We start from the raw sequence: 22,193 nt of genomic DNA on the forward strand, positions 1-22,193 counted from the left end.
TAATTAATCAATATATAACATAGCAGTTCTATTTTCCGAGCGATAATAAAGCTTGCCAGAAAAAGCTCTAGCTTCTTGTAGTAAATCCTCTTGACTATAGCCTTTGAGACGTTTGCGACCATCTGCTAAACTTTCCAGATCTGTCAAAGCTGTGAGATTTTCCACGCTAACAACTTCCTCTTCTCCGATTGCCTTCATATAAATCTTCCCAGACTCCACAAAAACTAGCTGATGGGGAAAAATTTGCGCAATCTCAAAGAGTAATTCATCCGTAATTGCTTCCTCGTTCTCTGAGAAAATGCGAGCTAATCCTTCTTTCTCGTAGCAAAAGCCAAAGGATTTACCAGACAGATTAAGACGAATAAAGGGCCTGCTTTCTTCCGTGAAATTTGGCTCAGCATTATAGAGGTTCAGTTCTTGGCTGACTTCTGCAAAATAATCGGTCGCAGCTTGAGGACTTTTTTTCTGGTAGAGCTCGGCAAAGTAGGCATTAACCACGCTGGGTGGAGGAGTGATAAGGGCTAGCTGTTCCTCTTCAGACCTACCAGCTAAAAGCTGGTCCAGATAGACCTTGTCTAAACTTGTATAGCCACCATACTTGAGAGCTAATGATTTGATATCAGTCATAAAATTCTTCTAATCTCCATTTATTTTTCTCAGAAATGAAGCCTGTGATGACTTCGCCGTCATCTTGGTAGTCACGTTCTTCTAAGATAGCAACACTCTCCAAATCATGAATCTTGTAAGACTTAGAAAAAGGCACGCGCAAAGTAAAGGGTTCAAAAATTTCCTTAATCTTATCCAGCAATAAAGCCTGCAACTGTTCGCGACTATTCTCAGACTTGGCAGAAATCAGTGCATACGGCGTTTGGGTAGGCGTAAAGTCCTCCACCAAATCCGCTTTATTATAAAGGGTCAAGCGAGGAATATCCTCCATGTCCAAGTCTTTCATGATGGAAAGAACTGTTTTTTCATGTTCCTCATGGTAAGGATTGCTGGCATCGATAACATGAACCAGAAGGTCTACATGCTTGCTTTCTTCCAAGGTCGACTTGAAACTTGACACCAATTCGGTTGGTAAGTCTTGAATAAATCCAACGGTATCTGTCAAGGTTACCTGTAGATTGCCACCAAGATGGATGCTCTTAGTCGTCGCATCCAGAGTCGCAAAGAGCTCATCTGCCTCATACTGGGTCTTGCTAGTCAAAGCATTCATAATAGTTGACTTACCAGCATTTGTGTAACCAATCAAACCAATCTTAAAAGTACTTGACTCCAAACGTTTTTCTCGAACTGTCGCTCGATTTTTCTCAACCACCTTGAGTTGACGTTCGATATCTGTAATCTGGTTGCGAACACTACGACGATTCAGCTCCAGCTGGCTTTCACCAGGTCCACGGGAACCAATTCCCCCAGCCTGACGGCTGAGCATAATCCCCTGACCAACCAAGCGAGGCAAGAGATATTTTAACTGAGCCAAATGCACTTGGAGTTTCCCTTCATGACTTCGAGCTCGCATAGCAAAGATATCCAGAATCAACTGCATACGGTCAATGACCTTGACACCCAGAACTTCCTCGAGGTTAACATTTTGCCGTGGTGTCAGACGGTTATTGACGATGACTGTCGTGATTTCTTCTGCGTCCACCATGAGCGCAATTTCTTCCAACTTACCAGTTCCGACAAAGGTCTTGGAGTCGTATTTTTCACGTTTTTGTCTGTAACTATCGACTACGACTGCACCAGCCGTCTTAGCCAGACTAGCCAGCTCTTCCATGGAGAGGTCAAAATTATCCATGCCCTGGAGTTCAACACCAATAAGCAGGACCCGCTCCTCTTTTTTCTCCGTTTCAATCATTTAAAAACTCCTCAATCTGGCTTAAAATACGGTCTCTCACACCAGATTCTCCTATCTGATAAAAGGTCACCTGCATGCGATTACGGAACCAGGTTAGCTGGCGCTTGGCAAAACGACGGGTCGCCTGTTTGAGACTGTCACTAGCCTCCTCCAGGCTCTGCTCCCCTCGAAAATAGGGAAAGAGTTCCTTATAGCCAATCCCTTTAGCAGCCTGCACATCTGGATAATGTTCAAACAACCACTTAGCTTCATCCAATAGTCCAGCTTCAAACATCAAATCCACACGGTGGTTAATCCGTTCATAAAGCTGACTACGCTCATCATCCAAGCAAATAATCAGAGGTTCATACAAGGTCTCTTGATTTTCCAAGTCTTGAGCAAAATGGGCAATTTCCAAGGCACGCATGGCACGACGACGATTAAACTGGGGAATTTCAAGGCCTATTTGCTCTACAAGATGGGCTAACTCCTCATCTGAAAAAGGATCTAGACTAGCACGATAAGCTAAAATCTCCTCATGAGGTGTCTCCCCACCTAAATGATATCCTTCTAGCAGACTCTGGATATAAAGTCCTGTCCCACCTGCAATAATAGCGAGCTTACCTCGACTTTGAATATCCTCAATGGCCGCCTTAGCTTCTGAAACAAAATCAAAAGCCGAGTAAGACTCGGTTACTTCTCTCACATCAATCAAATGATGAGGGACAGTTGCCTGCTCCTCTGGACTAGCCTTGGCTGTCCCAATATCTAGACCTCTATAGACTTGCTGACTATCGCCACTAACCACTTCGCCATTAAAACGCTTTGCAACTTCAATGGCTAGAGCTGTTTTTCCAACTGCAGTCGGTCCAACAATCACAATTATTTTTGTTTTCATCTTTTTTCCTTGAAAAATTCCCATTTTTTCGTTACTATTATTATATCACAAAAAGGTCAGTCAGAAAAATGCGACCTCTTGAGGTAGCTGGCTGATTTATAAGTTAAAGGAGGAATACTCATGGCTAAAGGATTCGCTAAAGGTCTTGTAACAGGTATTGCAGGAACTGTCGCTGCAGTTGCAGGTGCAGTATACGCAGTTAAAAAGAAAGTGATCGAACCAGAAGAACAAAAAGCAGCTTTCATCGAAGAAAACCGTAAGAAAGCAGCGCGTCGTCGCGTATCACGTTAAAATACAAAAGAAGTTGGGATTTTTCTCAACTTCTTTTTTTCTATTCTTTTATACTCAATAAAAACCAAATAGGAAACTAGGAATCTAGCGTGGTTTGAAGAGATTTTCAGAGAGTATTAAATTGCCAAGTCAAACTTCAACTGTGGCTTGACTGGATCATAATCAACCAGCTCAAAATCCTCTGCTTTAATATCAAAGAAGTTGGTCTTGTCTGGTACATTTAAGACCAAACGTGGTTGGCAGTTTGAAGGCTCACGACGAAGCAATTCCTGAGCTTGTTCAAATTGATTGTCATAAATGTGAAGGTTATTGATAAAGTAGAAGAATTTTCCAACTTTCCAACCAAAGTGTTTAGCAATCATCATCTGAAGAGCCACATACTGCATAGCATTGATATGATGAGCCACCAGCATATCATTCGAGCGTTGCGTCAAGGTCGCATCCAGATAAATTTCCCCATCTACTCGACGGACATCAAACATTGTCTGGAAGGCACAAGGCAGAAGACCATCTGTCTCCTCAAAAGCTTGGTAATCCCAGAGAGAGATGATATTACGACGATTCCAAGGATTAGCTTCTAACTGTTTGAGTATTTTATTGATGATGTCGTGCTTTTTAACCACAGCCCCATAACGCTCACCAATAGTACCTGTGTCTCCCACTTCCCAGTCATTCCAGTAGTGGACATTGTACTTGTCATTAAGAACTTCCAAACTATTGGTCTGGTCTTGGTAGATCCAAAGTACTTCCTTGATGGCTGATTTGATTGCGATGGGGCGCAAGGTCGTGATGGGAAATTCCCCCTTAGACAAATCGTACTCCGCAAAAGCACCTGTGATGTACTTGGAGTTAGCTACTGTTCCATCCTTATACTTGGGACGTGCTTGCTCGGAAAACACACCCTCATTCAAGATTCGCTCGATATTTTCTTTAAAAATCGTATCTGCTTTTGTCATTTGCTCTCACCTCAATTATTGTCTTAACTAGTATAGCATAAAAAGGATTTTTCTACCTGCTCAGAAAATCAATGGCCTTTTTATATTTCTTCAATCTTTCCCTATCCTTTGCAGTAATAGAAGACAATCTCGATAAATCTGAATTATGTTTTAGATCAGCTAATTTTACTACTCTTGCAAGAAGATTTTTCTTCACAGTTTCCAGATATGTTTGATAATCTTGCTCCTTTTTCTTTGTCAAAACCTGAACAGCAGTAACAACTTCCTCTGGTAAACCTGCAATTAGTAATTCTTCAGCTGAAACAGGACTATCCTCTATAACATCATGTAGCAGAGCCACTGCTTTTTCTTCTTCAGTATCAACTTGGCTTGCTACATAGATTGGATGTTCTATATAATCTACTCCTGCCTTATCCAGTTGCCCTTCATGAGCTTGCCTAGCAATAGACAAGGCTAAATCAACCATGGATTGTTCTGCAGTATTCATCCAAAACTCCTCCTATCATTATTGAGTTATTACTTTATTCTAACAACTTCAACTTAAAAAGAGCTTGATCAATAACCAAGCTCTTGATTCATGTGCTTTATTGCAATACAAGTGATGCTGCTCCGATAACTCCAGCGTCATTTCCTAGGGTAGCAAGAGCTAATTTCGTTGTTGTACGAACTTGTGGGAAGGTATTTTCATCATAAACCTTTTGCACACCTTGAAGGAGGAATTCTCCTGCAGCTGATACACCACCACCGATAACAATCGTTGATGGATTTAGGATAGAACCGATGTTGGCACATGCAATACCCAAGTAACGTGAGAAGTTACGGTAAACGATCAAGGCAAGGTCGTCTCCTTCTTTTGCCAAATCAAAGACAGTTTTAGCTGTTACTTCTTCTCCGTCATCAATCAAGCGTTTCAACTCTGCTTCGCCTTCGTATTCATCTGCGTAACGACGAGTCAAGTTGACGATACCTGTCGCTGAAGCTACTGTCTCAAGACAGCCTTTTTTACCACAAGTACATGGGATTGGTTGGTCAAAGTCAACTGTGATGTGTCCAAGTTCACCAGCAGCACCTGCAACACCGTGAAGCAATTTTCCTTCTGCCACGATACCGCCACCAACACCTGTACCCAGAGTCATAAAGACAACGTCTGGTTGGTTTTCACCAGCACCCATCCAACGCTCACCAAGAGCAGCTACGTTGGCGTCATTGTCGATAAAGAATGGAATACCCAAGGTTTTTTCCATTTTTTCTTTGATTGGTTGAAGAGTTTTCCAGTTGAGGTTGTAGGCACCGATAACAGTCCCTTTTTCACGGTCAACCACACCAGGTGATCCCATTCCAATACCTTGGAAGTCTGCTGCTGCCAATCCAAGCAAGTCCAAACGATGCTGAATAGACTCAATCATATCATCTACGATATGGCTTCCTTCATCCAAAATGTTAGTCTTAATAGACCATTTTTCTTGGATTTCTCCTTCTTGCGTTAAAATTGCGAACTTGATAGAAGTTCCACCAAGGTCAATCCCAATAATTTTTTGACTCATCTTTGTCTCCTTTATGATATTATCACTTTCATTATTATTTTATCAAACTTATTTCAGCAATTCAAGAAAACTTCTAGTTATTTCTGCAAACTCTTTGGGTTTTGCCCTATTTAGGACATGAGGTCCCTCAGGAATGATCTGAAACTGGGAATTTAGCATCAGTTCATGAATACTTTTCATTGAACTAAGATTTGGCTTATCCTGACTACCACAAATTAACAAGCTTGGATAGGGACAATTCCGTGCAATCTCTCTTAAATCAAGTGTTTTTAATTCCTCAGAAACTCCAACCATAAGAGCTTTATCTGCTCCCTGTTTCTCAAATATCCTTTTTGGAAGCAATTTAAATATCAGCAACTGAATGTAAAAAAGGATATTGCCCGCCAGTTTCAATGGACAACCTGACAAAACCAAGGCTTGAAGATTTGGTATATCATAACTTGAAAGCTCCAGTGCGAGGGTAGCCCCTAAGGACAAACCGATTAGGACAAAAGGTTCTGTTTCCACTGTTAAGCGCTGATAAATGCGCTCCTTGGCTTCTTGATAGCTAGTAACTCCAGTAGGGAATAAGTCAAGGGCTTCAGAGGGATAATCTGCAAGAAAATCCTGAACTTCTTTCCAACTATCTGCTGACTGACCTAAGCCATGCAAAAATATTAGTTTCATTTAGTTCTCCTTTACTGACAACTCATACAAGCCTCTAACTGCATTACAACCATAGATAACTTCTGCGCGCTTCAAATCTTCTATGGTCAAGATCTTCTCTTCTACTTGTCCGCTTTCAAGCAAGTGTTGACGATAAATCCCTGGTAAAAAACCTAGTTGACTTGGCGGTGTATAGAGATTCCCATCCATTTTTAAAACCAGATTCGCAATAGAAGTTTCAAGCAATTTTCCACCAACAGTGTAATAGATGATTTCCTGCTCTCCCATTGTCAAATGTGGTCGGTGTGTCGTCTTAAAGTAGGTAAAGGCCTGCTGCAAATCAGCATCCTGTAGACAAAGTTTAGCCTGACAGAAGCTAGAACTAAGTGGTGTCAATACTTGTCGATCAATTTCTATTTCTCCAGACTTGCTGAGACTGATTCGCAAACGGTAGTCTTGATGGAGGTCACAAACTTGACACTCCTTCTCTATTTCTTGTCTCAAACCAGCTTCATCAAATGGAAAGGCAAAGTAACGACTAGCCTTTTGCAGTCTTTCTAGATGTTGCTTTTCAAAGAGTAATTTTTTCTGGCTGATTTTCCCGGTCGTAATCAGCTGAAAACGAGGCTGTTTGCGGTAAAGAACAGCAGCCTTTTGCTGGACTTCACGGTATTCTGACTCCCAAGTACTATCCCAAGTGATGCCTCCACCGACTCCATAGATGGCTTGCCCTCTATGCAGTTGAATGGTTCGAATAGCCACATTGAAAATCCGTCGGCCATTGGGAAGCAAGAGACCAACAGTTCCACAATAAACTCCTCTGGGTTGGGGCTCCAAGTCCTTGATAATTTCCATAGTCGCTATCTTGGGAGCTCCTGTAATAGAACCACATGGAAAGAGTGAACGGAAAATTTCAACTAGATCAACATCCGGTCGTAACTGACTCTTGATGGTCGAAGTCATCTGCCAAACCGTTGAATACTGTTCCACCTGACATAAACGTTCCACATGCTCACTTCCCACCTCAGACAGACGATTCATGTCATTGCGCAAGAGATCCACTATCATCATATTTTCTGAGCGATTTTTGGGATCCTGTTCTAACCAAACTGCCTCTTTCAAGTCTTCAGCATCAGTCAAGCCACGTTTAGTCGTCCCCTTCATAGGGCGAGTCGTTAATTCACGGCCATTTTGTTCAAAAAAGAGTTCTGGACTCATGGAAATTACTGCCATGTCGTCATGCTCAACATAGGCATTGTAACCTGCCTCCTGCTCTACTACCATGCGATTGTAGATAGCAAAAGGATTGGCAGACAACTCCTGCTTGAGTTGGACAGTATAATTTACCTGATAAGTATCCCCTTGTCTTAAATGATGGTGAATTTGGGCAATAGCCTTTTCATAGTCCTCAGCAGATGTTACTTCCTGCCAGTTTGATGGCAAATCCACCTCCTCATAAGTCAGAGGAATGCTAGATTTTTCAACGCTGTCATGAATAGTGAAATAGAGGAGATACTCTCCTAACAAGAGACCTGAGTGAACCGCCAACTTCTCCTCAAAAGCTGGCGCAGCCTCATAGCTGACATAACCCACCACATAATAGCCCTGTTCTTGGTAGCTTTCCACTTGAGCTAGCAAGTCTGTTACTTCTGCTAAATCTCTGGTTTTTAACTCTTTGATAGGCTGGGTAAAGGTGTATCGCTCACCCAAAGCCCTAAAATCAATCACTGTTTTTCTATGCATATCCTAAGTATACCATAAAAGCCAGACCCCAACAGGAGATCTGGCAATTTTATTCTTTGAGAATGATAAAGTAGATGTCACTTCCTAAGAAAATCTAAAAATAGTAGACTCTTTTATCACTTCAACTTTTATCTATCCTTTGGGAAAGAATTCAGATGAAAAGGCATCTGTCACCTGCAATAGTTTTTGGAAGACTTTTTTCTTCAGGGCTACTGTATAGTTGGCAACTGAACCACCATACTTAAAGTTTCGGTAATCCGTTTCTACTGCTTGGTCAAACAAGTCTTGCAATTTCTCATAAGAATCAATTTGCTGACCATCAATTTCAAAACTATGGATTCCTCGTTTTGCCTTAGCAATAATAGCGTCAAACCAAGCCTTCTTCCATTCTTCCAAGTTCTGGAACTTGCCTTTCGAAACCTTCTGGATAATGAAATCATCCCCAAGGGTGTCACGTCCCTCGCTTAAGGCTTCATCTTTGTATTTATTAGAAGCATAGCCTAGGAAACCATTTTCGTAGCCATAATAACCCCACATACGGAAGGCATTATGCTTGAAGGAGATGGCTCCTGGAGCTCCCTGACTTGTATTTCCACCATAGATAGCATCCACCATCTTGACATTGACATAAGCTGTCTTGAGTTCTTCTGGTCGGTAAGTTCCCTGATAATGCCTATTGGTGATGATGTTATGTTTGATTAAATCATCCACAGAATTTAGCTGAGTCTTGGCTTCCTCATCTGTCAATGGACGGACATAGTCCCACTGGTTTGGAGCAAGGAGTTTATTATCCTGGTCCTGATAGCGCATTTGCTTGGTCATCTTGCTGAACCAAGCCTTCTTCAAAGCCAGATCATTCTTAGCGAGAACTCGTTCCCCTTCCAGATAATCTAGAAGCATCAAGGCCTCATTATAACCTTTCATGTAGTGGTCAATCTACTGGCGTGTTTGCAACTTGGTTGGATCAGGATTGTACCATTGATCCCCATCATTTGGTCGCATGTATGCCATATTGAGCCCGAGAGCGCCATATTCACCCTGATGGCCTTCACCTTACTTGTTTTCAAAATCAAAAATTTTCAGGAGTGATCCCAACACGTTCGATTAAATTGCCAGACCTCATTTTTCTTTTATTAAAAAGAAAACTATTTTAAAAGACATTCTACTTCTAAAATCCAAACTCTACACTTCTTATGAATTAAAATATATTTCTAGTAAACTCTTTTTAATAATTTCAAGATCACTCAACATAATCCAACAAATAGCCATAGCCCTTTTCTTCCATTTGATCCTTAGGAATAAAGCGAATGGAGAGACTATTGATACAATATCGTAGCCCACCCTTTTCTGTAGGTCCATCTGTAAAGACATGTCCTAGGTGAGAATTCCCTGTTCGACTTCTGACTTCTGTTCTGACCATATTGTATGACTTGTCTTCCTTATAGGTCGCAACATCTGGACTGATCGGCTGGGTAAAACTTGGCCAACCACAACCCGACTCAAATTTATCTTTCGAAGAAAAGAGAGGTTCGCCAGTCGCAACATCCACATAAATACCTGCTTCAAATTTATCCCAGTAACGATTTGAAAAGGCACGTTCTGTTTGACCATTTTGAGTCACGGCATACTCCTCTGAAGACAAAAGTTTTTTCAATTCATCGTCGCTCGGTTTTGGATATTGACTTGCATCAATGACCGGATAGGCTGCCTGATTGACATTGATATGGCAATATCCATTAGGGTTTTTCTGGAGATAGTCTTGGTGGTAGTCCTCAGCCACGATAAAATTTCTTAAGGCTTCCTTTTCAACCGCTAGAGGCTGGTCGTATTTCTGAGCAACTTGTTCAAAAACTTGATTGATGACTTCTAGGTCATGCTCGTCCTTATAGTAGACACCAGTCCGATACTGAATCCCCACATCATTTCCCTGCTTATTTTTACTAGTTGGATTGATAATGCGGAAATAATGAAGCAAGATCTCTTTTAGAGAGATTTGATTGGCATCATAGGTCACATGAACAGTCTCAGCATGCCCGGTTTGGCCGATCAATTCATACTGTGTTGTTTCTCCTCTCCCATTCGCATAGCCAGAAACAGCATCTGTCACACCTGCCACTCGAGAAAAATACTCTTCAACTCCCCAGAAACAACCTCCAGCTAGATAGATATCATGTAAGTCAGCATCTTTACTTGATTGAGTTTTTTTCGTGACTTTTTGCCCTTGACTAACTGCTGCCTTCTCGATTTGAGTGGTATCTGTGTAGCTTGCGCTCCTTTTTTCCAAAAGAAATAAAAATCCAATAATAATGCAAATGATGATTCCAATGAATACAATTATTTTTAATTTATCATTCATGATGAGCCTCTAATCTATGCTTTTTAGCATCTGTAAAATAGTTTCTTTGTCCATAAAACCTGGCTGGGTCTTGACTAGTTTGCCTTCTTTATCGATAAAAGCCTGAGTCGGATAAGAACGAACTCCGTAACTCGCCAAAAGTTGTCCCGAAGGGTCTAACAATACTGGTAAATCTTTATAGTCCAAGCCCTGATACCATTTCTTGAAGCCTTCTTCTGCTTGCTCGCCTTTTTGACCAGGAGAAACGACTGTCAAAACAACATAATCATCGCTTTCTTCTTTAGCCAGCTCATCGGTATCAGGGAGGCTGGCTAGACAGATAGAACACCAGGAAGCCCAAAATTTGAGATAGACTTTTTTACCTTTGTAATCTGATAGATGGTAGTTTTTCCCATCAACTCCCATGAGTTCAAAATCTGGAACTACTTCTCCTTTTTTTGCTACCTGAGAGCTAACTTGCGCTTGTTTGTCTCCATTTTGTTTATCAGTTTCGCTTGTTGTCTGATTTTTACAAGCCGATAGACAAAACAGACTAGTGCAGACCAATACAGTTGCTTGCCATTTTTTCATTTTCATCACCTTCTTTTTTGTTATATGAATATAGATATTCACTTTATAGTTCTATTATATACCTACCTTGCTAAAAATACTTGGAATCTGTTTGGAAAATCATTAAACTTCTTGATTACAAAAACTCCCACCTGCTAAGCAGATGAGAGCTTTGAATTATTTAAAGATTGAAGTTTTAAAGCTATCTGTTTGTTGAAGAAGTTTCTTGAAGACTTTTTCTTTCAAAGCAACAGTATTGTCAAATTTAACAGATCCGTTATTTAGAGTAGCCTTATCTTTATCAACTGCTTCAGCAAATGCGCGTTTCAAGTCTTCATAGCTATTGTATGTTTTACCATCAATTTCAATAGATTGAATTCCATTTTTGGCACTTGTCACAACTTCTTTGAAGTAAGCTTTCTTCCAATCTTCAAGATTATTGAATTTTCCTTCAGAAATCTTGTTAATGATGAAGTCATCACCTAGAGTAGCTTTACCAGCTTTTTTAGATTCAGCTTTTAGCATATTAGATGCATAGTTTAAGAAGCCTTTTTCGTAGCCATAGTAACCCCAGATTCTAAAGGTATTGTGTTTAAATGACATCGCTCCAGGAGCACCTTCACTTGTATTTCCGCCATAAATACCAGACATCATTGGAACGTTCACATAAGCAGAATCAAAGTCAGTAGGATTATAAACTCTGTTACCTGGACCACGGTTAGTCATAAAGTTATTGGTTACTAAGTCATCTACTGTACGCAAAGGAATAGCTTTTTCCTCATCACTTAAAGGTCTAACCTTATCGAATTGGTTCTTGGTGTTATTTCCTCGGTATTGCTTATCAACCTTCTTGAACCAAGCATTGTTTAAATCTTGATTTGCTTTATCGAGGACAGCCTCCCCTTCAAGATAATCTAGAAGCATAAGAGTGTCGTTGTACCCCTTCATATAACGATCAATTTCGTCACGAGACTTCAGATCATTTGGATTTGTGTTATACCACTGATTTCCATCATTTGGACGTTCATAAGCCATATTGAGACCTAGGGCTTTATATTCACCGTTTGGATTTGACACTGATGGAGTTTGCAACATTCCTTGTGCAAATGCTTCAAGATCTGTTCCTTCACGGTGTCTTGAGCCACCTAGATAAACCATTCGGTCATTGACGTGAGTTGTTTCGTGAGTAAAAGCAGAAACTCCAAAATCACTAATCATGTCCGTCACCATAAAGAAGACAGAGTCATCTTTGTATGGATTTGCGTAAACACGAGCAGTTGCTCCCATACGCCAATCAGTCGCATGGTAACGATCGGTTGGTCCATACAATTCGCGAATTGGAGCTACATCTTTACCGCTATTAGTATGCCCATAACGGTCTGTGCTGATACCTTTATAGTTTTGGTTATCCAAAACTGGTGTTGGTACCATGTTGTTGCTCTTCAAAAGTTGATTACGGACCTTATCTAAAGATAAACGGGACCAGAAATCCAAATAATTCTGCTGCTCTTTAGCGACCTTATCAATTTCAGCTTTGAAGGCATTCCGTTCTGCTTCAGTATACTTACCATATTTCTCAAAGGAACTATAAGCCAAGGTATTATAGGTTGAAATTAAGAACATATGAGCATCTTTAAGATTCAAAAGTGGCAAGATCATCTTACCGTGCATATCATTGTTTAAACCTTCGTAGGCTCTATGTTTCTTATCTGCAAAATCAGGATTTGTTGTTTTTGGTTCCACGATATAGACATTATCTTTAGTTGCTTTAATGAACCAATCATTTAGATCTTTGTCTTCTGTGAATAGACGCATATTATAGTCTAAGAAACTGTTTAACTCGCCTATACCGATAACTCCACCAATAGTTTCGCGATAAGCTTCTAAAGTTCTATCACCTTTAATGTTATTTTCTTTGGAACCAATCTTGATCAAGAAGTCTAACACACTTACATTTTTACCATAGAAGTCTGGTTTGAACAACATGAGCTGCTTGATATTGAAGTTATCAAACTTAACTCCGTAGTAACGATTGAGGTAAGACAAACCAAGAAGAACAGCAGCCTTATTGTCATCAATCTTCTTGATCAAGGCACGTTTAGCAGCTTCATCTGTGTTTAATTGATGATCTTCATTTTCAACCAACTGTTTGACAAATTTAGCCAGGTTATCCTTGACTTCTTTGAAGGTTTCTTCCAGGTAAAGGTTCTTAATGGCATTGACTTTATTTGGACCAGTTCTACCTAGGTGTGTGTAGATAGGGTCTGATTGTAATTCTACTGGGCTTAATTTTTCAACGATAGCATTGATAAGATCGCTACGGTCTTTATCAACGATATTAGGCGTGTAAACAACTTCTCCAAGTTCAGCAATGCTGTACTCTTTCACTTGTTTAACCTTAGATTCTTTCAGCTCAACAGTAAAGATGTCTTTAGTCTTATCACCATAATGAACCATAATATGGTCAGCATCAGCTAATTCTGTCACAAAGGCATTGCCCTTCATAGCAGTAACAGATAAGACTTCCTTGGTCAAGAGAGGACTGCCTGCAGCAAGTTTGTTTCCTTGGTTTACGATCCATTCTTTATTATAGAAAGGTTGTAATTTTTCGATATTACGGTAGGCAAGTTCACGAGAGGCATCGTAATCTTGAGTATCTTTATAAGTATCAGCTTTTACTTTCTTATTATTGAGAGTATCCTCAACAAGAGGTTTAATTTCAAACGTATCAGCAGTGATACCGAATTCAGCGATCTTTTTATTTGCTTCTTCAAGACTGATTTCTTGAATTCTGTTAGTACGAGAACGTTTGAATGAACGTTTACCAGAGCTGACATCTTTAACAACATAGTTTCGCTCAATCCAATCGTTTGTATAGTAACCGTCTTCTTCGTCTAAGTCTTTTGAACCGTAGAACTCTTCACCATTTTCAACTTTCATCATTGAAACAGTATCAGCAACTCTACCCCATGTCCAGTTTTTACTAATGAATCCACCAACCTCAACAGGTGTCTTAACATTAATGGTTCCTTTAGTAACAGCATTACGAACAGAAGCATACTTGTCGATTCCATTAGGATCCGAACCATTATCAGATCTAGCAAGAAGACCACCAACACGAGCTTTATTTGCTGTAATATCAGCATCTACATAAGCGTGTTTGATATTCCCTCTCCAAATTTCACCGGCAATACCACCAATATCCCAGCCTTTGTCACCAACACCAGTAAGTTTACCAATGAATGCGACATTTTTAAGTAGGCCACCAACATCTGCTTTATTGACAATACCAGCAATACCATCTTTACCAAGAACACTACCAGTCACCTTGACATTCTCAACTGTAGCATTTTTAATCGTTCTTGCAAGTGGTGAAATATTTTCAGCCCAAGGCATATTGATATCAACGTTACCTAGGTTAACATTTGTAACCGAGCCACCCTCGATATTATCGAACAATTGACGAGCCATATTGTGGATTGTGTACTGCTTTCCTTCAACACTTGTTAAAGTTCCACTAAACTTACCAGGTACATATTGTTTATTTGGTGTTGGAACATTAGCTGCATTAAGATCAGCACCTAGTTTAAATGTTCCATTTTTATTGTCCTGCATGGCCTTTACAAGATCATTGAAATCGTAATAAACATCACCTTCATGAGCTTTTGGCTTAGCAAAGTAATGGACATATTCTTGACTGAACTTGTTGTCTGAATTACGCTGAATTAAATCAGGGGCTTGGGCAGTTACTTTGTACAATGTTTTACCATCTACAGTAACTTCTTCAATCTTGTCAACAGCTAGTCTTGTAACCTTGTTATCATGAGTTGTCACTTTCAAGTAATAAGGTTTAACATCTGATGGTTTTGCTGACAAGAGACTATTATCAGTTTCTACACCTTGGTTATCAACACTGATAAGGCTGGTTTCCTTGATGTTTTTGACTTCGACTTTTTTGAGATCAAGTCGCAGTGGTTCTTCCGTGAGAACTACTTCTTCATTCCCATTTCCACGATCGTAAACCATCTTAGTCGCAATCTTGTAGTCCTTGTAGTATTTCAAGTTTGTAAGATTTGCAGTCAGGTCTCCCTCAGACATGTTGACTGTTTGAAGGCTAGTATCACCATCTTTCAAGACAACTTCAAGAGATTTAATGGTTACACCTGTTGGTTTAACCAATTGGTAACGAACCTTGGCACTACGCTCTAATTCTTCTTTATCTATATGAGTGAGGGTCAACGTTGGCTCAGTCAGGATTTGATCACCTTTTTTGATGATACGATCTTGAACTGCTTCAACAACTTCCTCTGAAATCGTTGGAGCATCCGCAGTTTTCACGCCCTTAAGAGTCTTATAGACTTTGGTAATCTTTTTCTTACCGTTTTGACCAGCTTGAGCAACAACTTCTGTTCCCTTCGGAAGAGTGCTGTCTACTTCTGTTCTTGTCTCGAAAGGAATTTCTTCAAACGAAACTTCTTCAACTTGACCTTCAATAGCCTTGGTACCACGACTAATTTTTTCGTTTACTGGCGCCGTAACAATTTCTGTACTCGTGCTGATTGGGTCCCCAACTTTTTGGCCATTGACTGTCTTATAGACACGATGAATCAGCTGACTTCCTGCTTGACCGTTTTGAATCACTGTTTCTTCATCAGTGTAACGAGTATCATCAGCTACATACTCCTTTGTATATGGAACTGCTACTGTTTCAGTTTCTGTGACAGTTGCTTCAGCTACTTCATACGCTGGCAACTCTGGCTGAACTAGGGATTCGCCTTCGTGGCCTTCTTCTTGCGTGCCTTTAGCACTATGCTCGCTAGTGTAAGCTGGGGCTTCTGGTTGAACTAGGGATTCACCTTCGTGACCTGCTTCTTGGGTGCCTTTAGCACTAATCTCGCCTGTATAGGCTGGCAACTCTGGTTGAACTAGGGATTCGCCTTCATGGCCTGCTTCTTGAGTTCCTTTAGCGCTAAATTCGCCTGTATAGGCTGGCAATTCTGGCTGAATCAAAGATTCGCCTTCGTGGCCCTCTTCTTGAGTTCCTTTAGTGCTAAGTTCGCCTGTATAGGCTGGCAATTCTGGTTGAACCAAAGTTTCGCCTTCGTGGCCTGCTTCTTGAGTGCCTTTAGTGCTAAGTTCGCCTGTATAGGCTGGCAATTCTGGTTGAACCAAAGTTTCGCCTTCGTGGCCTGCTTCTTGAGTGCCTTTAGCACTAAGTTCGCCTGTATAGGCTGGCAATTCTGGCTGAACCAAAGATTCGCCTTCGTGACCTGCTTCTTGAGTGCCTTTAGCGCTAAGTTCGCCTGTATAGGCTGGCAATTCTGGCTGAACCAAAGATTCGCCTTCGTGACCCTCTTCTTGGGTTCCTTTGGCTGTAAGCTCGCCGGTGTAGGCTGGCAATTCTGGCTGAACCAAAGATTCGCCTTCGTGGCCTGCTTCTTGAGTGCCTTTAGTACTAATCTCACCTGTGTAAGCTGGCAATTCTGGTTGAACCAGAGATTCACCTTCATGGCCTACTTCTTGAGTTCCTTTAGCAGTAGCAATTTTCTCTGGTTGGTCTTGGAAATCTGATGCTTTAAAGTAACCGACGTATTCGTATCCTTCGATTTGAATGACACCTTTTGCCAAGTCCTCTTGACTACTTGCTGCAATCGTTTGATTGTAGGACACTAGGATTTTATTCTCAAATGCTTGAGCTGACTGAGGGATAAAGTAACTACCACCTAGCGCTCCAATAAAGAGAAGACCCAACATTTTATTGCGGTGTTTTTTAGACATCACCACAACAACCAAAGACGCTGTTGCAAATCCAAGAGTTGCCAGTGCTAACTCCTCGCTTCCAGTGTTCGGCAATTGTTGAGAATTCACTTCCTTCTTTCTGTAAACAAGATAGACAACATCATCTTGCTTTAAATCAGAAGGAAGTTCGCGATGGATTAAAGCTTTTTCTGCTTCTGTCAATTCTTGCTCAGCCAAATAACGGTAATGAACTTGGCTAGGTGTCGCTACTTCGTTAGCTGCAACAGTTTCAACTAAAAAGTTATTTGCCCCCAAAAGAAATGTCCCGATAACCGCAGAACCTACACCAACTGAGAACTTCCGAATAGAGTATTTAATGACTCTATCAAACTGCATTTTTCTGTTTTTCATTTTAAATCTTTCTAATGTGATCTATTGGATATTGAGCACGCGCCCCTCCAATGAGTTTTGGTCGACTAGCAAGTGCTGTCACATGAGCCAGACCAATCTCTCTTAAGACTGGTCGAATGGGTACCTGAACATGTTTGATATGCATACCGATAGCTGTATCACCAATGTCTAGACCAGCATCTGCCCTGATAAATTCGACCTCCACGGGATCCTTCATATAGCGAAAGGCGGCCAATTGACCAGAACCTCCTGCATGTAAGGTCGGGAGTACACTCACAATCTCCAACTGATGTTTTATAGCTACTTCTCGTTCAACAACTAAAGCCCGATTGACATGTTCACAACCTTGAACAGCCAGGTGAATTCCCTTAGCCGTCAACAGTTCCAACATAGTCTTGACAATAAGTTCACCGATTTCCTGACTCGAATCTTTTCCGATGTGTCCTCCCAGCACTTCACTCGAAGACAAACCCAAGACAAATAGTGCTCCCTCCTGTAAAGAAGCCTTGTCTAGTACATCTTCAAGAATCTGCTGTGTTTCTATTTGAATCCGTCTTTGGTCCATATTTCACCTCGCTTTTTTCATTCTATCATATCGTTTTTCATCAATTTTAGCAAGATTGGAAGACATAGGAATACCAATTGCTAGGATTCAAAAACTATATGAGGGCTCTTTTCAAAAACTGATTCAAATTTTATCTATTTTCAAATATAAACTAAAATTATACTTTGAAAACAAAAAAAATATAATAGTTTAGTAAAATCGTTGCTGTAGCAACATTTACACCTAAAAGATTTGTCAGTCAATTCGATTCTAAACTACCGAAAGTAACTTCCTCCATTCTACCCCATTTCTTACTTTTAAGCTACTAATTTACCTTATTTTTTGGACTTTTTTTCTACTTCGTACTAACCTTTGTCCATTCAGAAAATTTTCATGAAATTATGCTAAAATTTTAATTCTGCTATCAAATTATAATATAGCAATTTTTTGAATACAAACTGTATCCAATTTTTAAAAAATAGATTTTACAGAGAAGATAACAAAAGGCGGGGGGTGGGACAGAAATCGATAGACAAAGTCTCGATTTCGTAGTCCCAGCCCCGCGAGGATGATTAGGAGCTTTTTGGAGTCTAATACTCAATGAAAATCAAATAGCAAACTAGGAAGCTAGCCGCAGGCTGTACCTGAGTACGGCAAGGTGACGCTGACGTGGTTTGAATTTGATTTTCAAAGAGTATAAAAGACGAACAAAAAGTTCAATCATCTACCGCGTCAAAGTTTGATTGCTGATAAAAAGTGAGGTCGGGATCTTTTGTCCCAACCTCTTTTTCTAGATTAAACTTTTTGGAGTCCTTGGACAGCATCGTGGTTGATGATGATTTGACCGTATTCTTGGAGAACTGAACGGCTGATATCACTATCATCAGCAAATTCACGCATGCGAGCCAATAACCAAGCTGGATAAAGACTTGGATGATCTTCTACATCAACCAAAACTGTTAGATAGTATTGGTCGTTCATTTTGTAAAGTTCTGAAGTCTCCATTTGGTAGTCAACCGTTTTGGCAAAAGAAACCAAACTAGCTAAATTGTCAAAACGTAAGATGTAGTAGATATACGGTTCTCTTTTTCCTTCTTCTACTTCAAGGACTTCATCAAGCGCTGCTTCCTCTTCCTTTTCAACCTGTTCTAAAGATTGAATGGCTTCAATATCGTCTTTAGTTTTTTCTGCCATGGTTTTCTCCAAGGTTTTCAAAAACTCATCTGGAGACATTTTAGCCAACTCATCCATATCAGGAAGGTCTGCCAAATCGTCAAAATCCAAATTCTGGTCGATCTTAGACTTAGTTACAAAGACGTCGACCTTATCAGGCTTCGGTGTTACTCGGAAACTAAGCATGCCTGTATCCAAAAAACTATCTGGCATTTCTAGTTCATCCAAAATTGCGTAGAAAAATTCTTCTGTTTTTTCTTGTGGAACGAGAAAGTCTGCGATTTCCATCCCTCGATCCATCAAATCCTCTAAAGACATGGTGATCTTTAATGTCGTATCACTGATTTGTTTCATTTTCATAGTTCGTAACCTCATACTTTCAGTTCTATCTATTATACAAGATTTCATAGATTTTATCAAAAGAATGGCGTTGGAATGTGATATAATACTAGTATCTATTTTAGAATATAAGAAAGAAAGTTTCATGAAAAATATAAAAGTTAATGCTTTGGCTAGCTTGCTGGTCAACATCTTGAATATCGTTTTTCCTTTGATTACTAATCCCTATTTAACGCGGATTCTTAGTAAATCCAATTACGGTTACTTCAACACTGCCAACACCTGGGCAAGCTTTGTCATTCCACTCGCTGCCTTTGGGATTTATAATTATGGGATTCGAGCTATCAGTAAGGTTAAGGATGACAAAAACAAGATCAATTATGTCTTCTCTAAGTTGTTCTATATTTCGCTAATTACTTCAGCTGTAACAACAGCTATCTATTTCCTCTTTATTCATTTTGATACTAGTATTGTCAATCTGAAAATCCTTTACTATATCCTTGGAATTCAAGCCCTCTTCCAATTTCTGAATATCGAGTGGATGAATGAAGCCTATGAGAATTATTCATTTATCCTTTATAAAACACTGGTTATTCGTATTGGAATGTTGGTCGCTATCTTCGCTTTCGTTAAGACTCCTGATGATATTGTTCCCTATGCCACAATCATGAGTGCGACAACCATTATCAACTATCTACTTAGCTTCCTATGGATTAAGCGAGAGGTTTCCTTTGTTAAGATTGAGTTCATCGAACTTCTCAAGTCATCTAAACCACTCTTAACCATGCTCCTTCTAGCAAATGCTAATATGCTCTATACCTTGCTAGACCGTATGTTCATCACTAAGGGACCTGACGAGAATTTCATCTCCTACTACACCATTGCCTCAAGTATCGTAATGCTGATTGCTAGTGTCCTTAGCGGAGCTATCAACGTCAGCATCCCACGACTTGGTTATTATCTAGGAAAAAAAGATTTTACTTCTTATAAAAATTTGGTCAATCAGGGCGCATCCCTCTTTTACTTCCTCATGATTCCTACCAGTATTGGTATTATGGTTTTGGGAACCTATGCTACAGTTATTTACTCTTCTGAGAAATATCTAGAAGCTGGAATTGTAACAAGTGTCTTTGCCTTTCGTACCATTATCTGGGCCATCGAATTAATCCTTGCTAAACAAATTATCTTTATCAATGACCATGAAAATCACTTGACTGCTTTCTACTTTATCGGAGGTGGAGCAAATATTCTATTTAACTCCTTGCTGTTTTTCAATAATATCTTCACTCCTGAATACTACATTGGCACAACCGTTCTAGCTGAAGCAATTGTGGTTCTGCTAGAGATTCGCTTTATTAAGAAGTACAAACTATTGGATTTGAAAGAGATTTTTACAACCTTGGCTCGCTACACAATCGTATCACTTGGTTTCATCCCAATTTATTATATTTTTAAAACCCTCTTCCAAGTTCATAGCTATGAAGTTACGATGAAGATGATTAGCATGGTTCTTTCTACAATCGCAGCTTGTGGCATCTATTACGCCATCACCCTCTTTATTATCAAAGATAAAACACTTCATTATGCACTTGACTTAGTTCGTTCTAAAATTAAAAGAGGATAGAGGTCCCTCTCAAAAATGTTCAAATTAAATATTATGTAACAAAAAGAAGACCTTACAGAGTCTTCTTTTTCTATATAGCCTACACAATAAATACCCACTCAATAAACTTGTTAGAGCATACTAAGTCAAGACAACACCGACCTAGCTTTAAAAAATTAGAAAGAGTATCACTTACAAATCTACTGTTAGTACCTTCCCAGCTCTCACTACTTGCTCACCTGCAATATAGACGTCATTAACGTCACTCGATTTGACAGCATAAACGAGGTGAGAAAGCATGTTTTCTTGAGGTTGGAGATGGATTTTTCCTTGGGGTTGAATGACGAGAAAATCTGCTTGTTTGCCGACTTCTAGACTACCAATCTCATCTTCCATTCTCAACACCTTAGCTCCCTCGATAGTCAGAGCCTTGAGGGCAGTTTCGATTGGAAATTGGCTAGCATCGCCACTTTTCATTTTCTGTAAAAGAGCTGCGGTCCGTCCTTCCTCAAACATATCAAGGTTATTGTTAGAAGCAACTGAGTCAGTCGCAATACCGACTGGCACTCCTGCCTTTTGAAGTTGGACGACTGGTGCAATTCCCGAAGCTAGTTTGAGATTGCTGATAGGATTGTGGGCAATGGCAACTTGCGAATCTGCCAAGCGGGTAATTTCTGCTTCATTCAACTCCACACCGTGAGCAAATACAGCCTGATGATCTAAATATCCAAGTTCATCTAGAAAGGCTAGTGGGCGTTTGCCATAGCGTTTCAGGATAATGCCTGACTCTTCCTGTGTTTCTGCAACATGGATATGAAGTGGAATGTTTTCTTCTTTTGCTAGCTCAAGACTTGCCTCCAGCAAGTCTCGACCACAACTATAGGGCGAATGAGGGGCCACCATAACCTTGAACTTGGGATCCTGGTAGCCTTTGATTGACTCAATGATAGCTCGAGTTCTAGCTATGGTTTCAGCCGTCGTCTCCACATCTGAAGAAAAGAGGGTTGGAGAAAAATAGCAACGCATCTTGGATGCCTTGACTGCCTCATAAATCTCAGCTATATCCACTCCATTAGGATTATACATGTCGTTGAAGGTTGTTGTTCCAGACTGGAGCATTTCTGTCAGAGCCTCTTTGACAGCTTTTGTGGTCATCTCTGGTGTAAACTGAGCTTCTGCTGGCCAGATATAGTCATTGAGCCATTCGTGGAGATTGCTATCATCACGAATCCCTCTCAAGCCTGTCATGGCAGAGTGAGTATGGCAGTTAACCAAACCAGGCATGATCCAAGCACCCTTATAATCTATGATTTGATCTGCTTGTTTAAGAATCTCTTGATTTTCCTGACCGACATAGACGATTTGAGAATTTTCAAGAACTAAGATACCATCCAGGTAAACATGGAAATCCTGGTCACAAGTCACGATATTTACATGCTGAAAGACTTTCATCAATAGGCTCCTTTTCTAAATTATACTCTTCGAAAATCTCTTCAAACCGCATCAACGTCGCCTTGCCGTATATATGTTACTGACTTCGTCAGTTCTATCTACAACCTCAAAGC

The 22,193-nt window shown here is 40.2% G+C and carries 17 protein-coding genes; 2 read left to right on the forward strand and 15 right to left on the reverse strand.

What is annotated here, in order from left to right; genetic code table 11:
• Positions 1–3: 3 nt before the first annotated feature.
• From QM877_RS02735 to miaA, 3 genes are read right to left on the reverse strand one after another with little or no spacing between them, the layout of a single operon-like run.
• The gene (locus QM877_RS02735) at positions 4–627 is read right to left on the reverse strand and encodes a cystathionine beta-lyase (protein ID WP_414317503.1); all 624 of its coding nucleotides are present in this window, start codon (positions 625–627) and stop codon (positions 4–6) included.
• Complete coding sequence (hflX, locus tag QM877_RS02740) at positions 620–1,858, reverse strand: GTPase HflX (protein WP_414317504.1); 1,239 nt, start codon at positions 1,856–1,858, stop codon at positions 620–622. The genes QM877_RS02735 and hflX overlap by 8 nt, the downstream gene beginning before the upstream one ends.
• Positions 1,851–2,735 (reverse strand): tRNA (adenosine(37)-N6)-dimethylallyltransferase MiaA, encoded by an 885-nt coding sequence (gene miaA, locus QM877_RS02745; RefSeq protein ID WP_414317505.1) that lies wholly within the window; start codon positions 2,733–2,735, stop codon positions 1,851–1,853. The genes hflX and miaA overlap by 8 nt, the downstream gene beginning before the upstream one ends.
• Positions 2,736–2,855: 120 nt before the next feature.
• Here miaA and QM877_RS02750 point away from each other — a divergent pair, with 120 nt between their 5' ends.
• Positions 2,856–3,026 carry a DUF3042 family protein gene (locus tag QM877_RS02750; RefSeq protein ID WP_049526232.1) on the forward strand — a complete coding sequence of 57 codons (171 nt, stop codon included), beginning with the start codon at positions 2,856–2,858 and terminating at the stop codon, positions 3,024–3,026.
• 116 nt (positions 3,027–3,142) lie between these two features.
• On the opposite strand, the gene QM877_RS02755 is transcribed toward QM877_RS02750, so the two are convergent.
• From QM877_RS02755 to mecA, 11 genes are all read right to left on the reverse strand, one after another.
• Complete coding sequence (locus QM877_RS02755) at positions 3,143–3,982, reverse strand: thymidylate synthase (RefSeq protein WP_049526234.1); 840 nt, start codon at positions 3,980–3,982, stop codon at positions 3,143–3,145.
• 52 nt (positions 3,983–4,034) lie between these two features.
• Positions 4,035–4,469: an HD domain-containing protein gene (locus QM877_RS02760; protein ID WP_414317506.1), complete on the reverse strand. Its 435-nt coding sequence runs from the start codon at positions 4,467–4,469 to the stop codon at positions 4,035–4,037.
• Positions 4,470–4,566: 97 nt separating this feature from the next.
• Positions 4,567–5,526, reverse strand: a complete 960-nt coding sequence (locus tag QM877_RS02765; protein ID WP_414317507.1) for an ROK family glucokinase — start codon at positions 5,524–5,526, stop codon at positions 4,567–4,569.
• A 48-nt stretch (positions 5,527–5,574) separates the two neighbouring features.
• Positions 5,575–6,192, reverse strand: coding sequence for an alpha/beta fold hydrolase (locus QM877_RS02770; RefSeq protein WP_414315675.1), 618 nt, complete (start codon positions 6,190–6,192; stop codon positions 5,575–5,577).
• Positions 6,193–7,914 (reverse strand): aminodeoxychorismate synthase component I, encoded by a 1,722-nt coding sequence (pabB, locus tag QM877_RS02775; RefSeq protein ID WP_414317508.1) that lies wholly within the window; start codon positions 7,912–7,914, stop codon positions 6,193–6,195.
• A gap of 132 nt (positions 7,915–8,046) precedes the next feature.
• Positions 8,047–8,838, reverse strand: coding sequence for a ZmpA/ZmpB/ZmpC family metallo-endopeptidase (locus tag QM877_RS02780; RefSeq protein ID WP_414317509.1), 792 nt, complete (start codon positions 8,836–8,838; stop codon positions 8,047–8,049).
• A 316-nt stretch (positions 8,839–9,154) separates the two neighbouring features.
• On the reverse strand, positions 9,155–10,270 hold the full coding sequence (msrB, locus tag QM877_RS02785) for a peptide-methionine (R)-S-oxide reductase MsrB (RefSeq protein ID WP_414317510.1): 1,116 nt from the start codon (positions 10,268–10,270) through the stop codon (positions 9,155–9,157).
• Positions 10,271–10,279: 9 nt separating this feature from the next.
• A complete protein-coding gene (locus QM877_RS02790; RefSeq protein ID WP_414273992.1) occupies positions 10,280–10,840 on the reverse strand; it encodes a redoxin family protein in 561 nt (186 codons plus the stop codon).
• Positions 10,841–10,996: 156 nt separating this feature from the next.
• Positions 10,997–16,969 (reverse strand): ZmpA/ZmpB/ZmpC family metallo-endopeptidase, encoded by a 5,973-nt coding sequence (locus QM877_RS02795; protein WP_414317511.1) that lies wholly within the window; start codon positions 16,967–16,969, stop codon positions 10,997–10,999.
• A gap of 1 nt (position 16,970) precedes the next feature.
• The gene (locus QM877_RS02800; protein WP_153225322.1) at positions 16,971–17,534 is read right to left on the reverse strand and encodes a TIGR01440 family protein; all 564 of its coding nucleotides are present in this window, start codon (positions 17,532–17,534) and stop codon (positions 16,971–16,973) included.
• Between the two features lie 774 nt (positions 17,535–18,308).
• Positions 18,309–19,046 carry an adaptor protein MecA gene (gene mecA / locus QM877_RS02805; protein WP_315639738.1) on the reverse strand — a complete coding sequence of 246 codons (738 nt, stop codon included), beginning with the start codon at positions 19,044–19,046 and terminating at the stop codon, positions 18,309–18,311.
• Between the two features lie 124 nt (positions 19,047–19,170).
• Here mecA and QM877_RS02810 point away from each other — a divergent pair, with 124 nt between their 5' ends.
• Entirely contained in the window at positions 19,171–20,649 is a 1,479-nt protein-coding gene (locus QM877_RS02810) for an oligosaccharide flippase family protein (RefSeq protein WP_414273994.1), read from the forward strand.
• A gap of 171 nt (positions 20,650–20,820) precedes the next feature.
• Here the strand turns inward: QM877_RS02810 and QM877_RS02815 are convergent, their stop codons facing one another.
• Positions 20,821–22,080 carry a TRZ/ATZ family protein gene (locus QM877_RS02815; RefSeq protein ID WP_414317512.1) on the reverse strand — a complete coding sequence of 420 codons (1,260 nt, stop codon included), beginning with the start codon at positions 22,078–22,080 and terminating at the stop codon, positions 20,821–20,823.
• Between the last annotated feature and the right edge of the window lie 113 nt (positions 22,081–22,193).

This window comes from Streptococcus infantis (assembly GCF_047463655.1).
In the GTDB taxonomy this organism is placed as follows: Bacteria; Bacillota; Bacilli; order Lactobacillales; family Streptococcaceae; genus Streptococcus; species Streptococcus infantis_Z.